The following is an 18,447-nucleotide window of genomic DNA, read 5'->3' on the forward strand; positions in this document are numbered from 1 at the left end:
TCGGCACCGAGCCGCTATGTACCTTCGAGCAGTTTGCCGAGGGAGCGTTAAGTACCTTGGGGTATCGGGGATGGGCGCCTAGCAATGAGCCGCTATTCGCCTGCCGGGGTCCGAGATGAAAGTCATAATTCGCGTGGAGACCATCACCGATTGGGGCGAATGCAACACCCAGGAGAGGAAATGCCCGCTGAAGTGGTCGAGTTCCTCGACCGGTTAGGACGGATGGCTGAAGACGAACCCCAAGGTTTTTAACGCTCCCGCGAGAAGATGTGGACCAAGGTCTGGACGCTCGCGGGCATCGCTTCCGATATCCCGAATGCTGGCGACTGGTTCAAATATGATCTCGGCAAGGAGAGCTTTGTCGTGGTGCGCGGCGAAGATGGAAAGATCCGAGCCTTCTATAATGTGTGCCCCCATCGCGGGAAAGTGGACAATGGCCCGGAGTATGCGGATAAAGCCGTCACGGGTGGCCAGAAGACTCAGCCGGGGTATAGGCGTTGGCCGCCGCCATGGAGCTGATGCCGCGCAGCCTCAATTCCTTCACCAGCCGGTCCTGCAGCATGCCGTTCATTTGCTCGACACGACCCTTGGCCTGGCTCGTGTTGGCACACAGGATGTCGATGCTAAGTTCGAAAAGCGCCCGCACGAACTGCGTGTAGCCGCGGCATTCCATGTTGGCACGCGCGTTGACCCGGAGATGTCGGCCTTGTCGGGGTTCGGGGAGCAATGGAACAGCCAACCGACTTAAGCCGATAGTTTTGCGGTAAACAAGGCAACTTTGCCATGTTGCCGCACGCTAACCTTGGCGAAATATCGGGCCAAGGCAGATTCGAGACCAGACAGCGTATCGTCCCGGTTTCCAAAGATTCCCCTTTTGTTATACAGCTTCATCAGCCGACGCCCCAGCCAGTTGTGGGCAAATTGATCGCCAAGAATGGTCGCACCATACAGTGTGCCATCCGCAGTCAAATGCCGTTGCAATAACTCAAAAGCCGCTGTTGCTTTTTCTACCATATTGCCTGGCAAGCAATGTAGCAAATAGAAAAGTGATATGGAATCGAACCTTTGGTGCCCTAGGGAATTGCTGATCAATAGCAGCGGCGCTGGAGGTCGACGGATGTTTGGTGCCTGATTTTCACCATGCGGAAGAAGAGAGAGATCTGAGCCTCATTTCGCGCCGCATGCCCCTCATCTCGTGCCCTTTCGGGCTCGATTTGCTTGTTCAAGACGGATTGCTCCCCTGAAACGCCAGCAACGGCTTTTTGGCGATCACCAGATTTGCGAGACCGAACAGGCTGAACATCTGTGCGGTGTTCTTGGCCAAGCCCTTGTAGCGGGTCTTCTTGTGACCAAACAAGTTCTTCACCACGTGAAAGGGATGTTCCACCCGCGCCCGAATCTGGGCCTTCTTGCGCTCCACTGCCTTCGTCAGGTCCTTCCACCGACCTGCCGGCATCTTTTCAACCTTGCTGCGCTTTGCCGCTACGTGCCAGCTTATGTCAGCGCGGATCGTCCCTTGCCCTTGGGCTTGTTTGATCTCATCCCTGCGCTCCACACCTGTGTAACCCGCATCAAGATGCACTTGGCTTTCCTCGCCATGCAGCAGGTGATGGGTGTGAGCGATATCGCTTTCGTTAGCCGCCGTCGTGTGTAAGCTGTGCACCAGTCCCGAGTCGGCGTCGGCGCCGACGTGCGCCTTCATCCCAAAATGCCACTCGTTTCCCTTCTTCGTCTGGTGCATTTCCGGATCGCGCGACTTGTCCTTATTCTTGGTCGAACTCGGTGCCGCGATCAGCGTGGCATCGACCATCGTGCCCTCTCGCATCAGCAGCCCCCGCTCACTGAGCACGGCCTTGACCTCATCGAACATCGCGGCAGTCAACTCGTGCTTCTCGAGCAACCGGCGAAACTTGAGCAGCGTAGTCGCATCCGGCGCCGACTCTTGCGACAGATCCACACCCACGAATTGACGCAACGCCTGGCTGTCGTAGAGGGCGTCTTCCACGGCTTCGTCACTGAGACTGAACCACTGTTGCAGACAGTACATCCGCAACATCCTCTCCACGCCAATCGGCTGCCGCCCAACACGGCCGCTCGTCGGATACAGCGGCTCAATCAACGCGGTCCACCGTGCCCACGGCACGATCCGATCCATCTCACCGAGAAACTTCTCGCGCCGTGTCACGCGCTTCTTCTTCGCGAACTCAACATCGGCAAAGCTCGTTTGTTTCATCCTTGTCTTTGTTTTCAACGCCTTCACCTTCAACGCGCCATGCTTTCCGTCAGATGACCTGTGGGTGAATTGATCAGCATTTCCCTAGTGCACCACTAGGTTTGAGGATGTCTTCCTGTATCAACAACGGCTGTAAATGTGTAATCGGGGAGCATGCAGATTCAAGACTGTTTCGGTTCAAGTCAAGCAAAGCAATCTTTTGGTTCTCAGGGAATGAACTATGTGCCAGATAATAGCCAGTGCCCACACCAATATCGAGGTGGTTCGCACTGAGGTGTTTCTGGAAAAACGGAAGAAGAACAGAACGAGTTGGACACTGCCATGCATATCGGTTAGAAAACCCAAGTACCCACCAATCGTATATTTTCAGGACCAGCGGTGAGTAAACCGCTGCGCCGTTCTGGGTATTGTGATCTAGCTTGTTTCTCATACGTTGAGCCGCCTGAACGCCTGCTTCATGTTCTTTCGCGTCAGCGCCGCTGCCAGCAGCGCCGACCCCGTGTCCTCCGATCCCTGTCGCGGACCACCGGCTTCGTCGCAGGCGGGGCCGGCTTCAGCTACCCCCTCCCGCCCCGCTCGCGCAGGCTTCTGACGCAATGCCTTCGGTATCGGCATGGCTTCGAACACTTCCTCTCGTTTGGCCCTTCGCCCGCAGCCCCTAGCCTTGCCGGCCACGGGTAAGAACGCACTAGTGCGCCCACGCTGGGCGCACCAAAGAAGCGTTCGACCTGGTTCAGCCACGAACTGCTAGTCCGATCGCAGCGTTCTCCTCTGGTGTCGCCAGCCAGTAGCCGGAACGAATGGCTGTTGCCACAAAGTGCTGGATGGCTTCTGGAGTGGGAGGCATCGGCTCATCGTTCGCGGAGACTGGGCGGCCTATCTCTTCAAAAAAGCGGCCGAGCACGGCCGTCGTGGTGGCGAGGCTGACCGACGGTTTATCCGATAGATTTCGAAAGGCGTGTTTCGCTTCGCTTGGTACCTGGATGAAATCGCCAGGCGAACACAGGGTCCAACTGTAGGTCCTGTTCGTCTCGACCAGGACCTCTTGTTCTCCGGACAACATCAGGAAGCATTCAATGCCCGCGTGACTGTGCAAAGGCACCACACCTCCAGGCGGAATGACACATTGCATCACGCAGTGTGTTTCGTCCGTCTCGGCGGGCGCCGTGAGGAACTGAACGGTCGGACCGAAAACGTCCAGCACGGGGTTGGCGATTTTTTTGTACACACGTACCGAGGGCCGATGGGGCGATGACTGATTCAATTTAGGTACTCCGTTTCAACATCTGTAGTTGGGGTAGATTAGCGCAGGGAAGAACGGACAAATGGTGTGTCTAAATCCAGAACGAGGGATGGCCGGGATTCGTTAAAAATCCGCCACATCTCGACCTGAGAGGCTGATTTGAATGCAGAATCGATGGTCGGATCAGAGCGGTGAAACGGGACATTGAAGATCCAGCAGATAGTCCCCCAGCCGGTTGATGTGCTCCTATGGCGACAGCACCTTGCGCTCCTCAGAATGGATAGTAAATCGGTTTGTCCAGCGCACTCACCCATTGAGTCTGCGTGAACTCATGGAAGTTGGCTGGTCTGCCAAACCTTCCTCCGTTTCCGGATGCGCCCATACCACCAAATGGAACATGAAACTCGTTGTTCACCGTTTGGTCATTGATATGAACCATGCCTGCGCGGATACCGGACGAAAAGGCGAGGCCGCGCGAAAGGGAGGCCGTATATACCGCTGCAGCAAGCCCGTATTCGGAGGCATCTACCAAGGCTACCGCTTCGTCAGCGTCCTCGAAGACGGTGATTGTTGCAGCCGGTCCGAAGATCTCTTCCGTGAATGCCGGCATATCGGGCGTAACATCCGTGAGTACCGTCGGTTCGTAGAACAGCTTCTCATAGTTTCCCCCCCACCAGCCTGGCACCCGCAGCGCTCTGCTTGACGATGCTGTCGATCCGGTCAAGCTGCTTCTGGTTGATCAACGGGCCGAGATGCACCGGATTGCTACGCGGGTTGCCAACGACCAGTTTTCGCGCGCGCTCCGCGAGCCTCGACACATACTGGTTCGCCACGGAACGATGCACCAGATGACGGCCTGTCTGCATACAAATCTGACCCTGATGGAATGATCCCCACGCTCCGCCCGACGTGGCTGCGTCGACATCCGCATCGTCCAGCACGATAATCGCATTGTGGCCTCCGAGCTCCAGGGCAACCTTCTTCAGCATCTGTCCGCAGATCTGGCCTATCGAGCGACCGACGGCAGTCGATCCCGTGAACGAGATCATCCCTACCTTGGGGTGCCGATCAATCGACGGGGCTGGCCAGTACCTGCGCGTTGCTTGTCACCTGCACGCTGGCAGATTGATGAAATGTTGTACCGACGCAATGTTGATGCGGGGCGGATGCATGGGTCTCCTGCTATGCACGGCATGTCGTGTTGGCGCTGCGTAGTGCCGTCGATCGTGCGAGCTCCGTGACGGCGGTGACGGAATTCTCGTTCCGGGCTTCTCATTCCGCAATCAGATTACGGGAATGATGTTCATGAACGAGATGAATAACTTCAACATGAACCTGCTGCGCGGTTTTGACGCGCTCGGCCGCGCAGCGGAGGAGGATAGCGTGCAATAGATGGAGGTCGATTTCGTCAGGCGCCCTGATTTACGGCGAGGATGTCAGGGTTAATTCTGTTCGTTGGCCGGTGACGGTTTGGCGATGCTGGCCCGAAGGATTTGCTGTGACGCGAGGCGGCGCATTGTCACGTTGGCCAGTGCAAAGCGTAAGATCCAGCGACGCAAAAGAAAAAGTCGCACTATCACGGCCATCGATTCTCGGCTGCGGTCATCAGCCAAGCGGTGCGCTGGTACTTTCGCTTTCAACTGAGTCGCGCGATATCGAGGAATTGCTGTTCGAGCGCGGCGTTGTCGTCAGCCGCGAAACGATCCGGCGATAGTGTGACAAAATCGACGCGGGCTTCGCGCATCACGTCAGATTCGCACGCCGCAAGCCGGGCTCAACTTGGCATCTCGACGAGGTGTTCGTGACGCTGCGCGGCGAACCCTACCTGCTGTGGCATGCCGTGGCGCCGAACCCGACATCTTGCTGCAGAAGCGCGGGATAAGGCCCGCTGCGAAACGGTTCTTCAAGCGTGTGACGGCAGCTTGTTCCGAGGCCAGACCTGTTCATCAAAGCCAGCGCTCGCGTGAATAACCGTGCTGAGAACCGACCACCAGCCCACACGCGAACGCGAACGGCGCATGCGCGGTTTCCGGCTGGCTGACCAACTCAGGCTTTCCTCTAGAGCTTCGGCCCGATCCCAGCACTTTGCCGTCAAGCGGCATCTGCTACACGCGTCACTTTATCGCAAACAGCTCGCCGCACGATTCGATGCGTGGCGTCTTTTTTACCGGCGCTACCCAAAATCCGTCTGGCGTCTTCTGAGCGGAAGGGCTGACCGTGTGCCCGTTGCATCCGATTCCCTCAACATGACACCCATTAGCCGGCCGAAGTCAAGGTGCAAATCCTCCCCATCGCCAGATTGCCATGATGATGGTTATTTTCATCCTCATGGCAATCTGGCGAAATTCCTTCCGTTATCCTGTCGCGGCTGCCTGCAGGGGCGGTATCGCATCCGTTTTCTCGCGGCTGGTTGCGAACCGGATCGCACCAGACACCCATCGGGATCAAGCGATCGGCGATGAATTGTCGATCACCCTGGCGGCGGTGCCGCCCCAGAGAAACGTTGGTGCCAGACAAGGTCCAATGGGTTTCAAAACCGTGGCTGTTGCCTGCGCAACGCCAGTCAAGCGTGGCTCATTGTCTAGGCGACCCGGCTATCTGCAAACAGGAGGCGGGGCAAAGGGAGGACCCAATCAAAACCATGGCTTTTCACCAGTCACGTTACCGGGCTCGTTCCCCTTGCACCGCCTTTTAGCCAAAGCAGCGGGTTACGTCAAATGGCTTGTGCTCCCGAAGCATGTGATAGCAGGCGCGCGCCAGCTTGTGCGCCAGCGCCTTGATCGCGACAATCCCGTTACGTGCGCGTTTCTTGCGCTCGTAAAAGCGTCTAGCTTCCGGGCACGAACGCATGGCGAAGTTGGCCGCCTCGACAAATGCCCACGCCAGATACTTGTTGCCGTTCTTTGTGTTGCCTTCGCCTTTCTTCCTGCTGTTGCTTTCGCGCCGGCTGTCCACACAGCGGCAGTACGAACTGAAATCACCAACCTCGGTGAAACGCGAGATGGTTCCGGTTTCCAGCATGATCGTGGTTGCGAGAACCGGACCAATGCCAGGCACCGAGTTCAGCAACACGTAGTCGGGTTGCAGTTTCACCCGCTCCATGAGACGCTTCTCGAGGATTCCGATCTGCTCCTGCAAGGTTTGCATCACCGCCAGATTGGCCTTCATCGCGAGCGCTACGTCCGGTGCAAAGCCGAATTCGCTGACCTGTGTCTTATCCAGATGCTTGACCTGTTCACCCCGCATCTGCCCACCAGTGTGGCGTGAGAACAGGTTCTCGATCGCGAGGATCTGGGCCGTACGACACTGCACCAGTTGCATGCGCTTGCGCGAGAGATCGCGCACCGGACGTTCTTCTGCTGGATAAATGTAGCCTTCTGGCAATAGCCCCAGACGCAGCAGTTGTGCGAGATGGGCTGCATCCGCGAAGTCCCCACTATATTTCAGCCCCTCGTACTGCTTGATCGCTGCGGGGTTCGCCAGATGCACCTGGTAGCCATCTTTCATCAGGTCATCAACCAGCCAGTACCAATTAAACGTGGCTTCGATTACCACCCCCACCAGCTCGTCACGATGCGGCGCCAGGGCCGTCCGGATCTGGACCGGATCGTTTGGTAACCGCCGCTGGTAGATAACCCGGTCAGCTTCATCGCTGACCACAACCACACTGTTGTTCGAGTGCAGGTCGATTCCACTAAACTTGTTCATGCCGGCCTCCTGTGCGTCACGTCGGTGTTCGCATCTCGACTCTACGCCAGCCGTTCGACCCGAACGGAGGGGAGGCCGGCTATATGATTATCAAAGCCGTCGAATTGAACTACCTGATGACGGATCCGCTGATCATGGACGACTCGGCGCTGCAGCGGCTGGTCGGGCCGATCCGCAAAACATCCTATGTCGAGGGCAACCGCCAGACCCTGGCCGCGGTGCGCACAACCCAATCCCCGACCATCGCTGCTGCCTGAAACGCCATCCTGAGCGCCCCCGTGGTTTCTGTCGGCGCCAAAGGCGCCGTATCCCACATATGCCAAAGCCCACGATTGTGGCTCGCCCGGCTGCATCATTGTTCCTATAGTCGTATGGGGAATCAGGCCGAGCCTTCGTGGCATCGGTTTAAGCACGGGCCGCTCCGCCGAAGACCTACGGTGTGTCGCCATGTTTGGCGAGCCGTATTCATCCACAAACAGGAGTCCAGGTCATGAGCGATAAGCCGACGATTGTGTTGGTGCACGGATTCTGGGGCGGTGCCGCGCATTGGCGGAACGTCATCATTGAGTTGGCGCGCGAGGGCTATACGTCCCTTCGCGCCGTCGAGCTTCCGTTGACCTCGCTGGCTGACGATGCCGAGCGTACCCGCAAGATGATTGCCCAGCAGACAGGCCCTGTCCTGCTGGTGGGGCATTCGTACGGCGGCGCCGTGATTACCCAGGCGGGTGACCAGCCGAATGTGGTCGGGCTTGTGTATATTGCGGCTTTTGCTCCCGACGCGGGGGAGAGTCCCGGCGGCATCACGCAGCAGCATCTTCCTGTCGCGGCGCCGAACCTGGTGCCCGACAGCGATGGCTACCTGTGGCTCAACCCCGACAAGTTCCATGAGAGCTTCTGCCAGGATCTGTCGCCCGACGAAGCGCTGGTGATGGCGGTGACGCAGAAGGCGCCGCTTGCCAGCACCTTTGGCGATACCATCACTGCGCCAGCGTGGAAGAAGAAGCCGTCCTGGTACCAGGTCTCCAGCGAAGACAGAATGATCGCCCCGGAAAACCAGCAGAGGATGGCGGCCCGGCTCAATGCCAGGAAAGTCATGACCCTGGCGGCAAGCCATGCTTCGCTTGCGTCGAAAGCAGCAGAAGTCGCGGCCTTGATCGACGAGGCTGCAACCGAGGCCATCAAGGCGTAGCTTCTGCCGCCTCCCCTTGTGCCGGTATGGGGGCGCTTGCCGCCCCTTCAGTCGCTACAGAGAAGAGGTTTCCCGTACAATCAAGGCTTACTTCGGAACACCGCGCCACCGATCCGGACCTACCCGATCCCGGCAACAAGGTATGTGTCCAATATGCTGCAAGGTCTACCCCACAGCACTGCGCCGGACCTGGTTGCAGTCGACAAGTTTCTTCCGCCTCGAGGCCCGGCCCGTGTCCTCGCGCGTGAGCGGCTGCTGACCCAGCTGCTCGAAGCGCGGCACAAGCGTTGCCTGGTACTGCAAGGCCCAGCCGGCTGCGGCAAGAGCACCACGGTGGTAGCCTGGCGGCAGGCGCTGCTGGGGCTGAACTTCGACGTTGCCTGGCTGACCCTCACCGAGGATGACAACGAGCCTGGGCACTGGCTCGACAGCCTTCTGGCCAGCCTGGAGCAGGCCGATCCCGCCATTGCGCGCGAGGCGGCCCCACTGTCGGGACGAGCCACCAACACCGAGGTGGTGGAATGCGCCGTGATTTCGCTGCTGCACGGCATCGCAGCCCATCAGCGCGACCTGACGCTGGTCCTGGACGACTTCCACCACCTCACCAGCGCCCGCATCCACGAAGCATTGCAATGGCTGCTGGACTACGCCCCGCCCAATTTCCACCTCGTGCTGCTGTCCCGTGCCGCCGTGCCCCTGTCTCTGGCCCGCCTGCGCGACCAGGGACTGGTACTGGAGCTGGACCAGCGCGACCTGCGCTTCACGCTGCCGGAGTCCGAGCAGTTCCTGAACGCCCAGCTCGACCACATCAGCCCTCGCGACGCCCGCACCCTGCATGAACTGACCGATGGTTGGGTGGCAGGCCTGCACCTCTTCGTGGCGCACTGGAAGCGCAGGAAGCAAGCCACCGGCGGCGCATCGCTGGCTGACAGCCTGGTGCGCGCGCATGTGCAGAACGCCGGGGCGTTCACGCAATATTTCGAGCGCGAGGTGCTGGCGCGCCTGTCACCGAGCGAAACCGCGCTGCTGATCCGCGTGGCGAGCAGCGACCGCTTCTGCACCGCGCTGTGCGCGGCGCTGACCGAGCCCCCCCAGCCGCCTGCCGAGGTGGCGGCGCTCCTGGCGCGCCTCGAATGCGACAACCTGTTCATCGTGCCGGTTGAGGGCACCGAACCCGGTTCGTGGTATCGGCTCCATCCCTTGCTGCGTGAAACCCTGCTCGAACGCTTCCATGCCTGGAGCGAAATCCAGCAGCGACAGGTCCACGTAGCCGCCTGGCACTGGTGCCGCACGCATGGCCATATCGAAGAAGCCGTGCGCCACGCCGTGCTTGGCGGCGAATCCGACGCTGCTGCCGATCTGGTGCTGCAAAGCGCCCGGAGCCTGTTCAGCCGGGGCGAACTGCGCCGGGTGGTGCAGCTGGTCCGGCTGTTGCCGCCGGAGCAGATACAGGCGCGCATCGGGCTGCGGCTCTGGAAGCTGCGGATGCAACTCTACGCCCGCGAGTTCGATGCGGCCGCGGCCGCAATGGATCGCCTGCAGGCCGATATCCCGTCCGACGACAACGAATCACGCGTCACGCTGACCGTGCTGCGTGGCGTGCTGGCCTTGCAGCGGGACGACACGGATGCCGCCATGTCGGTCCTGCCGGAGCTGCTGCAGGCGTCCTCGCATGACGATGCGATCGTCACCGGCACGCGCCGTGCGCTGCTGTCATGGCTCTACATGCATCGGGGCGAATATGAGCGCGCGCGCAGCTTCCAGTGCGACCGGCCGCCCTTGCTGCTCGACGGCACCCCGCTCACCGGTTCCACCGCCGGCAGCCTGAGCGGGCGCAGCCTCATGGGCTTCAGCTACGCGCTGGAAGGCCAGATGCTGCAGGTCGAACGCATCAGCCGCGACGTGCTGCGCGAGGCCGAACAGCAAAGCAACCTGTGCTCGGAGGCCGCCTATTTCTCGGCTGCACTACTCGCCGACGTCCTGTACGAGCACAACGACGCCGCAGGCGCCATCCGGCTGCTCGAAGAGCGGGTCGATGTGCTCGAGCGCGTGTCGATCCCCGACTCCGTGCTGAAGGTCCTGGCGACCCTGTCGGCCGCGCACTGGGCGGCTGGCCACCCGATGGACGCGTTCGCCTATCTCGATCGCCTCGAAGACTATGCGACGCAGCTGGGCCTGGACCGGCTGCTCGCCCATGCGCTGGCCGGGCGGGTCACGCGCCATCTGTCAGGCGGCGAGCTGGATGCGGCTGACGCCTGCCTTGCGCGGCTCGATGCTATTGATGCGCGCTACGACCAGCCAGGCCCAAGTGCGCTGGACGAGATCCGCGCAGTCACCCAGCAGGCCCATATCCGCCGCTGCATCGCGCATGAGGACTTCCACGGCGCGCATATCCGGCTCACGTCCCTGATTGCCCGCTGCGAGGCCCGCGGCTGGCAGCGGCAGGTGGCGCAGCTGCGCTTGCAGAATGCCCTGGTCGAGAGCCGCCGCGAGCGCCCGGATGCGGCGCGCGAAGAAGTCCTGGCCGCGCTGCGCCTAGGCCATCGGCTCGGCCTGGTCCGCAGCCTGCTGGATGCGGACCAAGCGGCCATGCCACTGATCGCCAGGCTGCTGCCGGATATGTCGCAGGAGCAGCCCGATCCGGTGCTCAGCTTCTATGTTGCGCGCCTGCAGGCCGCGCAGCAGGCCAGTTCAACCGCGCCGGCGGCTGCCGGCGACGGGCAGGGCCCGCTGCGCCTGCCGACGCTGGACCTGAGCGAGCGCGAAGCCGACGTGCTGCGGCTGCTGGCGCAAACGATGCCGAACAAGAAGATCGCGCGCGCGCTCAGCCTGTCGCCCGAGACGGTGAAATGGCACCTGAAGAAGATCTACGGAAAGCTGGGCGTCACCACGCGCGATGAAGCCGTGGCGCGCGCGCGCAACCTGGGGTTGGACCTGGGCTTGCCGGCGGGCGCACCGCCGCCGTAGCCACAGATGCACGTCCGAGGCGCTCGCCTCGAGCGCTGCCGTCAGGTCGGGGTGAACATGGGAACCATGTGGCCACCTTCGGCGGGCATGAAGCAAACCCTGACCCGGTCGCCGATGCGCACCGCATCCAGGTCAGTATCGACGATATTGGTCAGCATCGTCACGCCCTCTTCCAGTCGGACATAGGCAATGGCATAGGCAACGGGCCCTGCCTTGCGCGTCACGCTGATGCTGTAGACCGTGCCGTGGCCACTGGCCTGCTGCCATTCGGTGTCGCTCAGGCAATAGGGGCAAAGCGGACGGGGATACCAGTGATGCTTGCCGCAGGCCGGACAATGCCCGATCAGCAGGCTGCCTTGCGCGGCCGCGCGCCAGAAGGGCTCGTTGGCGACGTCGATGACGGGCGCCCCGAGCGGGCGCTCCTGATAGATCGTGGTCATGTCTTAACTCTCCCGTTCCAGGATCAGCGTCGCGCTGCCATGCCGCGACCCCAGCAGCCCACCGGTGCCTTGCGCCAGTGCCAAGCGGCAGTCTGGCACCTGCACTTTCGGATGCGCTTCGCCGCGCAGCTGCCTGACCGCCTCGATGACCTTGGTGATGCCGCCCCGATTGGCTGGATGGTTGTTGCAGAGCCCGCCCCCATCCGTATTGAAAGGCAGTTTGCCGACGCCGGAGATCAGGTTGCCGTCGGCAACGAAGCGCCCGCCTTCGCCCTTCTTGCAGAAGCCCAGGTCCTCAAGCTGCATCAGCACGGTGATCGTAAAACTGTCATAGATAGACGCGTACTGGATATCGGCGGGCGTCACGCCCGCTTCGGCAAAGGCAAGCGGCCCGGACACCGCCGCGCCCGAATAGCTCAGGTCCACCTGTCCGTTGCTCTGGCCCTTGACGGTCTCGCCCGCGCCCAGGATATTGACGACCGGACGCCCGAGCGAGCGGGCGATTTCCGGGCGCACTACCAGCAGGGCCCCGCCGCCATCGCTGACCACGCAGCAGTCGAGCCGGTGCAGCGGGTCTGACACCATGGGCGACTCCAGCACGTCGCTGACGGTCACCGGCTCGCGCAGCATGGCATTGACGTTGTGCTGGGCGTGGGCGGCGGCGGCGACCTTGATCCAGGCCAGCTGCTCGCTGGTGGTGCCGAACTCGTACATATGCCTTGCCGCGGCCAGCGCGTACATATTGACGGTCAGCGGCCCGTACGGCCTTTCGAAGGCAACGTCCGGCGTGGCCGTGCTGGCGGTGCGCGGTACCAGTCCGCTCGAGCCCTCGCTCCTTGGCCGGCCGGCGAGCGTGATCAGGGCGACATTGCACTTGCCTGCCGCGATCGCCTGCGCCGCATGCGCAACATGGATCAGATAGGAAGACCCGCCGGTCTCACTGGAATCGATATGCCGCACCCGCAGGCCGAGATAATCGACCATATTGAGCACGCCCAGGCCCGGCGCGTCGCCCGCGCAGAAATAGCCGTCCACGTCCTGCAAGGTCAGGCCGGCATCCGCGAGTGCGCCCCTGGCGCATTCGGCGTGCAGCTGCGCCACCGTTTTGTCCGGCGCCTTGCGCGTCGGGTGTTCGAATGCGCCTGCGATGCAGGCACGTCGCTTGATGCTCATTCAGGGGTTCCTCCCGTCAGGTCCACAACGCCCCTCAGAAGGCTGTATCGCCGGCGAGCAGCCGGCCAGCCACGGTACGGCGCTGGATCTCCGCCGTGCCATCCGGTATGCGCATGGTTCGCGCCAGCCGGAAGCCCGCCTCCAGCCGCAGCTCGTTGGTCAGGCCCATGGCGCCATGGATCTGGATGCAGCGGTCCATCACGCGATTGAGCATCTCGGTGGCGAATGCCTTGGTCATCGAGACCTCCTTGGTGGCAGGCTCGCCGGCATCCACGCGGGCCGCGCAGTTCTGCGCCATGCATTTGGCGGCATAGATGTCCATGGCCGATTCCGCCAGCATGAACTGGATCGCCTGGTGGTCGGCGATCGGGCGGCCGAAGGTCTTGCGCACCTTCGCATACTCCAGCGCCTGGTCCAGTGCCCAGCGCGCCAGCCCTACGCAGGTTCCTGCCATCGACAAGCGGCCCACGCTGACGCCGCCCAGCGCCACGGCCAGCCCCTTGCCGACTTCTCCCAGGCGATGGCTGTCGGGCACGCGCACCTTGTCCAGCGTGACGATGCCGATTTCAGCGCCCAGGTGGCCCATGGTCGGGATCACGCTCGGCACGCTGAAGCCCGGCGTGCTGGTCGGCACCAGGAAACCGGAGATGCCGCCCTTGCGTTCGCGCGCCAGGGCCTCGTCGGTGACCGCGAAGACCATGGCCAGGTCGGCGTAGGGGGCGTTGGTGATCCATTGCTTGGTCCCGGTCACCTCCCAGTGGTCGCCGTCCCGGACCGCACGTGTCTTCATGGCGAAGACGTCCGAGCCCGCGTCGGGCTCGCTCAGTCCGAAGCACATGGTCTGCTCGCCGCGCGCCAGGCCGTCGCGGTACAGCTCCAGTACCGCGGGATCGAGATGGCGCAGCACCGGCGACAGGCCGTTGGTGAACGACGAAGGCAGGATCACGTTCTGGATCAGGGTGCGAGCCGGCCCGTATCTGGCGTTCACCGCTTCCTGGATCGTCAGCGCGGCCTGGGCCCCGAGGCCGCCGCCGCCGAGTGCCTCGGGCGCGAACAGGTTGTAGAAGCCCAGCTCGGCCGAGCGCATGCGCACCTGCCGGCGCAGCGCGACCACGGGCGCGGTGAAGCGGCCGTCGGCACCGTAGATGGTGCGTTCGCTGGCCAGCAGCTCCTTGTGCTCGCGTTCGAGCGGCAGCACCTCGCGGTCGATAAAGCGGATCAGCGAGTCGGCAATGACCAGCGCTTCGTCTTGCAATTCAGTATTTGTCATGTCGGCTTCCGGTGGTCAGACCGGGTCCCAGGAGAAGACGTCGGACGAGCGGTCCAGCGGCGCGAGCGAGGACTTCAGCGCGGGCAGCATGTGGTCTGCCAGGGTCTCTGGCGTCCAGCCCTCGCCACGGTGCATGGAACGCACCGGCCGGGGATGGTTGATCAGGAACACTTCATTGCGCCGCACCGCGAAGATCTGCCCGGTCACGTCGCGCGCCGCGTCGCTGGCCAGGAACACCGCCACCGGGGCGATGGTTTCCGGCGACAGCTTCTGCGCCTTCTCCAGCCGTTTCTCCTGGTCGCCGGTATTCGGGATGCTGCCGACCATGCGGCTCCAGGCGAAGGGCGAAATGCAGTTCGAGCGCACGTTGTAGCGGGCCATGTCGAGCGCGATCGACTTGGACAAGCCCAGGATGCCCATCTTTGCCGCGGCATAGTTGGCCTGGCCGAAGTTGCCCACCAGACCCGAGGTCGAGGTCATATGCACGAAGCTGCCGCCCTTCTGCTCCTTGAAGTGGTCGGCTGCCGCCCGGCTCATGTAGAAGCTGCCGAACAGGTGCACCTTGAGCACCGATTCCCAGTCGTCCTCGGTCATCTGGTGGAAGATGCGGTCGCGCAGGATACCGGCGTTGTTGATGACGCAATCGATGCGCCCGAAGGTGTCCACCGCCGCTTCCACGATGTGTCGGGCACTGTCCGATTGCGCCACGCTGTCGCCGTTGGCCACCGCTTCGCCGCCGGCCTCGCGGATCAGGCCGACTACCTCGTCAGCTGGGTTCTCCGCACCGGCTTCGCCATTGACCGACACCCCGGCGTCATTGACCACCACACGTGCGCCATGCGCCGCCATCAGCATGGCAATTCCGCGGCCGATGCCGCGGCCCGCGCCGGTTACGACGACAACCTTCCCTTCCATAGTCTTGCTGGTCACCTTGATGTCTCCCTCATGGATTGATGAATTGCCGGCAGGCGGGTCATGGCGACCAGCTGCCGTGTGAGTGAATGCATGGCGCGCTGCGCTACCGCTGCAACTCCAGCTCCTGCAGCTCGCGCCACGCGATCTTCCCGGTCGCGGTGCGCGGCAGCGCGTCGACGATCTCGACCATGCGCGGCGCCTTGTAGGTGGCCATCCGTTCGCGGCACCAGGCCAGGATGTCGGCTTCGCTGGTCTCGCGCATCGCCGGCATCAGCACCACCACGGCCTTGACGGTCTCGCCCCGGCGCTCGTCGCGGCTGGCGATCACGCAGGCTTCGCGGATGGCCGGGTGGCTGTGCAGCATGGCTTCGACCTCGGCGGGCCAGACCTTGTAGCCGGACGCGTTGATCATGCGCTTGAGCCGGTCGCGCATGACGAAATAGCCGTCCTCGTCGACATAGGCCAGGTCGCCGGTACGGAAGAAGCGCTTGCCGTCGATCACCACGAAGCTCTCTTCGTTGGCGCGCGGCTTGTTCCAGTAGCCCAGCATGATCTGCGCGCCATGGGCGACGATCTCGCCGGTCTCGCCCTGCGGCAACTCCCGCAGCGTGGCGGGATCGACAATGCGGGCGTCCACGCCAAAGGTGCGCACGCCCAGGCAGCCGGGCTTGAGCCGGTGCAAGGGGTTGGCCAGCAGGAACGCCGCGGTCTCGGTCAGGCCGTAGCCCTCCGCATACTCCAGGCCGTACTGCTCGCGCATCAGCCGGGCGGTGCCCTCCGGCATGGCCGCGCCGCCGCCGGCCACCAGGACCAGGCTGCTCAGGTCCCGCTGCGCCAGGCCCGGTTGCGAGAAGAAGTCGACCATCATCGGCGGCGGCCCGCCGAAGAATGTCACGCGGTAGCGCTCAATCAGCTGCGCGGCGGTCTCCTTGTCCCAGCGCGGCAGGATCACGACCGTGCCGCCGGCGTAGAACACCCCGTTGACGCCTCCCTGCAGGCCGAGCAGGTGAAAGAACGGCGCGGAGGCCAGGAAGGTCGATTCGGCATTGACATGCCGCCACAGCCGCGAACCGGCGACGGAAGACATGACCGTGCGGTGGGTGTGCATGCACGCCTTGGGCGCCCCGGTGGTGCCGGAGGTATAGGGCAGCAGGCACAGGTCGTCCGGCTGCGCCTGCGGCGCGTCCGGCGCTTGCCCCTGCGCCAGCGCATCGTGCCAGCGCGTGCCCGGCAAGGCATTCGCAGCCGGGAGGCGCTCGCGCACGGCATCGGGAATGTTGAAGCCCCCGGCATCGTCCGGCAGCGCATCGCCGTAGGCGTGCACGATCAGGTGCCTGAGCGTGGTCTTGCCGACCAGCGGCGCAATCTCCCCGGTCAGTTCCTGCGCACAGAAGGCCGCCACCGCCCCGCTGTCCGTTGCAATATGGCGCACTTCCTCGCGCAGCAGCATGGCATTGACCGGCACCACCACCGCATCGGCGCGCAGGATGGCGAAGTAGGCGGCAATGAACTGCGGGCAGTTCTGGCTGAACAGCAGCACGCGGTCGCCGCGCTGCACGCCGCAGGTGCGCTGCAGGTAGCCCGCCATGCGCTCCACGTCCTGCAGCAGGGCGGCATAGCTGACGGCTGCGTTGTAGAAATAGATGGCCGTCTTGTCCGGAAAACGCCGCGCCGACATCTCAAGGTTGTCGAACAGCGTCGTCTGCGGCACGTGCAGGCACTCCGGCACGCCGTTGCGGGCATATTGCCTGTCGAGCCTGAGCGGACTCTGCGGCCGTACGACCACGCCGGCGTTTATCGGGAAACCTGACTGCATTGTCTACCTCCTGGTCTGCTTGTTATGGGCATCGTGCCGGGCTGAAGCCCGGCCGCGGCCGGCTGGCGCCACGCGGCGCTCCGGCTGCAGCTGTCGTCTGACTGAAGTAAAGCAGTCACCGCTGGGCGCAGACGCCACCCGTCTCGGGTAGCGCCCCCCACACCGGGCCCGCCACCGGGACAGCGCCACCCGCCGCGGGTGGCTCGACGCGCGCACCGGATGGCTACCTTTGACGGCATGCAGCGAACTCACGCTGCCGACGCCACACAGGAACAGACCCCATCCCTTCCGGAGCCTTCCATGCAAATCACCCGCAGCATCTTTCGCGACGATCACGAGATGTACCGCACCACGGTACGACGCTTCCTGGAGCGTGAATGCGTCCACAAGCAGGCCGAATGGGACAAGGCCGGCAAGGTCGACCGCGAGACCTGGCTCAAGGCCGGCCGCGAAGGCCTGCTCTGCGTCACCCTGCCGACCCGCTACGGCGGCGGCGGCGGCGACTTCGGCCATGCGGCCGTCTTTGCCGAGGAGTTCGCCCGCACCGGCGTCAGCGGTCCGGGCTTCCGGGTCCATTCGGACATCATCGCGCCGTATATCAACCGGATCGGCAATGAGGAGCAGAAGCAGCGCTGGCTGCCCAAGGTCTGCTCCGGCGAGGCCATCCTGGCGATTGCCATGACCGAGCCCGGCACCGGCAGCGATCTCAAGGCGATCCGCACCACGGCCATACGCGAGGGCGACGAATACGTCATCAACGGCAGCAAGACCTTCATCAGCAACGGCCTGAACGCCGACCTGATCATCGTGGTCTGCAAGACCGACCCTGGCGCCGGCGCCAAGGGCGTCAGCCTGATCGTGGTGGAAGGCGACCGCCCGGGCTTCCGCCGCGGGCGCAACCTGGACAAGGTCGGGTGCGCGGCACAGGACACGTCGGAGCTGTTCTTCGACGAGGTGCGCGTGCCGGTCACCAACCGTCTCGGCGAGGAAGGCATGGGTTTTTCCTACCTGATGGGGGAGCTGCCGCAGGAACGCTTTGCCATCGCCGTCACCGCCGCCGCCAAGCTCGAGGTCTGCCTGGAGCACACGCTGAAGTACGTGAAGGACCGCAAGGCCTTCAACCAGACCGTGTGGGACTTCCAGAACACCAAGTTCAAGCTGGCCGACATCAAGGCGCAGGCGATCGCGGTGCGGCTGATGATCGATTACTACCTCGGCGAGCACATGCGCCGCCGCCTCACGCTGGAGGAGGCCGCCGTCGCCAAGCTCTTCGCCACCGAGACGCTGGGCAAGGCGCTCGACGAGATGGTCCAGCTGCATGGCGGCTATGGCTACATGCTTGAGTACCCCGTGGCCCGCGCCTTTGCGGACTCGCGCGTGTCGCGGATCTACGGCGGCACCAGCGAAGTGATGCGCGACCTGATCTCACGCAAGCTCTGATGCGACCCTGGCGCGCCGTACGCGCATGTTGCGGCGCGCCCATTTGATTCCCC

Annotated in this window: 17 protein-coding genes and 3 pseudogenes; 6 read left to right on the forward strand and 14 right to left on the reverse strand. The window is 63.0% G+C overall.

Translation table 11 applies throughout. The features are described 5' to 3' along the window. The first annotated feature begins 267 nt into the window (after window positions 1-267). Window positions 268-519, forward strand: coding sequence for a Rieske 2Fe-2S domain-containing protein (locus ABNX08_RS41345; protein WP_367576163.1), 252 nt, complete (start codon window positions 268-270; stop codon window positions 517-519). Here the strand turns inward: ABNX08_RS41345 and ABNX08_RS41350 are convergent. From ABNX08_RS41350 to ABNX08_RS41380, 7 genes and pseudogenes are all read right to left on the reverse strand, one after another. Next, window positions 485-661: pseudogene (locus tag ABNX08_RS41350) on the reverse strand (ISNCY family transposase); the annotation flags it as partial. The gene ABNX08_RS41345 and the pseudogene ABNX08_RS41350 overlap by 35 nt on opposite strands. Before the next feature lie 83 nt (window positions 662-744). Further along, complete coding sequence (locus ABNX08_RS41355; RefSeq protein ID WP_349605733.1) at window positions 745-1,014, reverse strand: hypothetical protein; 270 nt, start codon at window positions 1,012-1,014, stop codon at window positions 745-747. A 208-nt stretch (window positions 1,015-1,222) separates the two neighbouring features. After that, a complete protein-coding gene (locus tag ABNX08_RS41360) occupies window positions 1,223-2,233 on the reverse strand; it encodes an IS5 family transposase (protein WP_349605742.1) in 1,011 nt (336 codons plus the stop codon). A 426-nt stretch (window positions 2,234-2,659) separates the two neighbouring features. Further along, window positions 2,660-2,860: a hypothetical protein gene (locus ABNX08_RS41365; protein ID WP_349605732.1), complete on the reverse strand. Its 201-nt coding sequence runs from the start codon at window positions 2,858-2,860 to the stop codon at window positions 2,660-2,662. Between the two features lie 106 nt (window positions 2,861-2,966). After that, window positions 2,967-3,497 carry a cupin domain-containing protein gene (locus ABNX08_RS41370; RefSeq protein WP_349605731.1) on the reverse strand — a complete coding sequence of 177 codons (531 nt, stop codon included), beginning with the start codon at window positions 3,495-3,497 and terminating at the stop codon, window positions 2,967-2,969. A gap of 250 nt (window positions 3,498-3,747) precedes the next feature. Then, complete coding sequence (locus ABNX08_RS41375) at window positions 3,748-4,086, reverse strand: aldehyde dehydrogenase family protein (RefSeq protein ID WP_374063763.1); 339 nt, start codon at window positions 4,084-4,086, stop codon at window positions 3,748-3,750. Between the two features lie 46 nt (window positions 4,087-4,132). Then, window positions 4,133-4,525: an aldehyde dehydrogenase family protein gene (locus ABNX08_RS41380; RefSeq protein WP_349605727.1), complete on the reverse strand. Its 393-nt coding sequence runs from the start codon at window positions 4,523-4,525 to the stop codon at window positions 4,133-4,135. A 555-nt stretch (window positions 4,526-5,080) separates the two neighbouring features. Between ABNX08_RS41380 and ABNX08_RS41385 the strand changes: the two are divergent. Further along, window positions 5,081-5,678: pseudogene (locus ABNX08_RS41385) on the forward strand (transposase). Window positions 5,679-5,732: 54 nt separating this feature from the next. Here ABNX08_RS41385 and ABNX08_RS41390 read toward each other — a convergent pair. Both ABNX08_RS41390 and ABNX08_RS41395 read right to left on the reverse strand, forming a co-directional pair. Beyond that, window positions 5,733-5,993 carry a hypothetical protein gene (locus tag ABNX08_RS41390; protein ID WP_374063764.1) on the reverse strand — a complete coding sequence of 87 codons (261 nt, stop codon included), beginning with the start codon at window positions 5,991-5,993 and terminating at the stop codon, window positions 5,733-5,735. Window positions 5,994-6,167: 174 nt separating this feature from the next. After that, window positions 6,168-7,184, reverse strand: coding sequence for an IS110 family transposase (locus tag ABNX08_RS41395; protein ID WP_374063765.1), 1,017 nt, complete (start codon window positions 7,182-7,184; stop codon window positions 6,168-6,170). Window positions 7,185-7,282: 98 nt separating this feature from the next. On the opposite strand from ABNX08_RS41395, the pseudogene ABNX08_RS41400 reads away from it, so the two are divergent. The 3 genes and pseudogenes from ABNX08_RS41400 to ABNX08_RS41410 all read left to right on the forward strand — a co-directional run. Beyond that, window positions 7,283-7,441, forward strand: a pseudogene (locus tag ABNX08_RS41400) (epimerase); the annotation flags it as partial. 233 nt (window positions 7,442-7,674) lie between these two features. Then, window positions 7,675-8,373 carry an alpha/beta hydrolase gene (locus ABNX08_RS41405; RefSeq protein WP_349607540.1) on the forward strand — a complete coding sequence of 233 codons (699 nt, stop codon included), beginning with the start codon at window positions 7,675-7,677 and terminating at the stop codon, window positions 8,371-8,373. Between the two features lie 153 nt (window positions 8,374-8,526). Next, window positions 8,527-11,340, forward strand: a complete 2,814-nt coding sequence (locus ABNX08_RS41410; RefSeq protein ID WP_349607542.1) for a LuxR C-terminal-related transcriptional regulator — start codon at window positions 8,527-8,529, stop codon at window positions 11,338-11,340. Window positions 11,341-11,381: 41 nt separating this feature from the next. On the opposite strand, the gene ABNX08_RS41415 is transcribed toward ABNX08_RS41410, so the two are convergent. The 5 genes from ABNX08_RS41415 to ABNX08_RS41435 all read right to left on the reverse strand — a co-directional run bounded on the left by ABNX08_RS41415 (window position 11,382) and on the right by ABNX08_RS41435 (window position 16,954). After that, window positions 11,382-11,780: an OB-fold domain-containing protein gene (locus ABNX08_RS41415; RefSeq protein ID WP_349607544.1), complete on the reverse strand. Its 399-nt coding sequence runs from the start codon at window positions 11,778-11,780 to the stop codon at window positions 11,382-11,384. A gap of 3 nt (window positions 11,781-11,783) precedes the next feature. Further along, a complete protein-coding gene (locus tag ABNX08_RS41420) occupies window positions 11,784-12,953 on the reverse strand; it encodes a thiolase domain-containing protein (protein WP_349607546.1) in 1,170 nt (389 codons plus the stop codon). Between the two features lie 34 nt (window positions 12,954-12,987). After that, window positions 12,988-14,223: an acyl-CoA dehydrogenase gene (locus ABNX08_RS41425; protein WP_349607548.1), complete on the reverse strand. Its 1,236-nt coding sequence runs from the start codon at window positions 14,221-14,223 to the stop codon at window positions 12,988-12,990. 15 nt (window positions 14,224-14,238) lie between these two features. Beyond that, window positions 14,239-15,153 carry an SDR family oxidoreductase gene (locus tag ABNX08_RS41430; protein WP_349607550.1) on the reverse strand — a complete coding sequence of 305 codons (915 nt, stop codon included), beginning with the start codon at window positions 15,151-15,153 and terminating at the stop codon, window positions 14,239-14,241. A gap of 88 nt (window positions 15,154-15,241) precedes the next feature. Beyond that, entirely contained in the window at window positions 15,242-16,954 is a 1,713-nt protein-coding gene (locus ABNX08_RS41435) for a long-chain fatty acid--CoA ligase (protein ID WP_349607552.1), read from the reverse strand. Between the two features lie 300 nt (window positions 16,955-17,254). Between ABNX08_RS41435 and ABNX08_RS41440 the strand changes: the two genes are divergently transcribed. Beyond that, entirely contained in the window at window positions 17,255-18,394 is a 1,140-nt protein-coding gene (locus ABNX08_RS41440) for an acyl-CoA dehydrogenase family protein (protein WP_349607554.1), read from the forward strand. Window positions 18,395-18,447: the final 53 nt, after the last annotated feature.

Source organism: Cupriavidus sp. DF5525, assembly GCF_040149425.2.
Lineage (GTDB): Bacteria > Pseudomonadota > Gammaproteobacteria > Burkholderiales > Burkholderiaceae > Cupriavidus > Cupriavidus pickettii_A.

Coding starts and splice junctions, on each gene's coding strand:
- ABNX08_RS41345 (WP_367576163.1), top strand. CDS start 268: ATGTGGACCAAGGTCTGGACGCTCGCGGGCATCGCTTCCGATATCCCG.
- ABNX08_RS41355 (WP_349605733.1), bottom strand. CDS start 1,014: ATGGTAGAAAAAGCAACAGCGGCTTTTGAGTTATTGCAACGGCATTTG.
- ABNX08_RS41360 (WP_349605742.1), bottom strand. CDS start 2,233: ATGAAACAAACGAGCTTTGCCGATGTTGAGTTCGCGAAGAAGAAGCGC.
- ABNX08_RS41375 (WP_374063763.1), bottom strand. CDS start 4,086: ATGCCGGCATTCACGGAAGAGATCTTCGGACCGGCTGCAACAATCACC.
- ABNX08_RS41380 (WP_349605727.1), bottom strand. CDS start 4,525: ATGATCTCGTTCACGGGATCGACTGCCGTCGGTCGCTCGATAGGCCAG.
- ABNX08_RS41395 (WP_374063765.1), bottom strand. CDS start 7,184: ATGAACAAGTTTAGTGGAATCGACCTGCACTCGAACAACAGTGTGGTT.
- ABNX08_RS41405 (WP_349607540.1), top strand. CDS start 7,675: ATGAGCGATAAGCCGACGATTGTGTTGGTGCACGGATTCTGGGGCGGT.
- ABNX08_RS41410 (WP_349607542.1), top strand. CDS start 8,527: ATGCTGCAAGGTCTACCCCACAGCACTGCGCCGGACCTGGTTGCAGTC.
- ABNX08_RS41415 (WP_349607544.1), bottom strand. CDS start 11,780: ATGACCACGATCTATCAGGAGCGCCCGCTCGGGGCGCCCGTCATCGAC.
- ABNX08_RS41420 (WP_349607546.1), bottom strand. CDS start 12,953: ATGAGCATCAAGCGACGTGCCTGCATCGCAGGCGCATTCGAACACCCG.
- ABNX08_RS41425 (WP_349607548.1), bottom strand. CDS start 14,223: ATGACAAATACTGAATTGCAAGACGAAGCGCTGGTCATTGCCGACTCG.
- ABNX08_RS41435 (WP_349607552.1), bottom strand. CDS start 16,954: ATGCAGTCAGGTTTCCCGATAAACGCCGGCGTGGTCGTACGGCCGCAG.
- ABNX08_RS41440 (WP_349607554.1), top strand. CDS start 17,255: ATGCAAATCACCCGCAGCATCTTTCGCGACGATCACGAGATGTACCGC.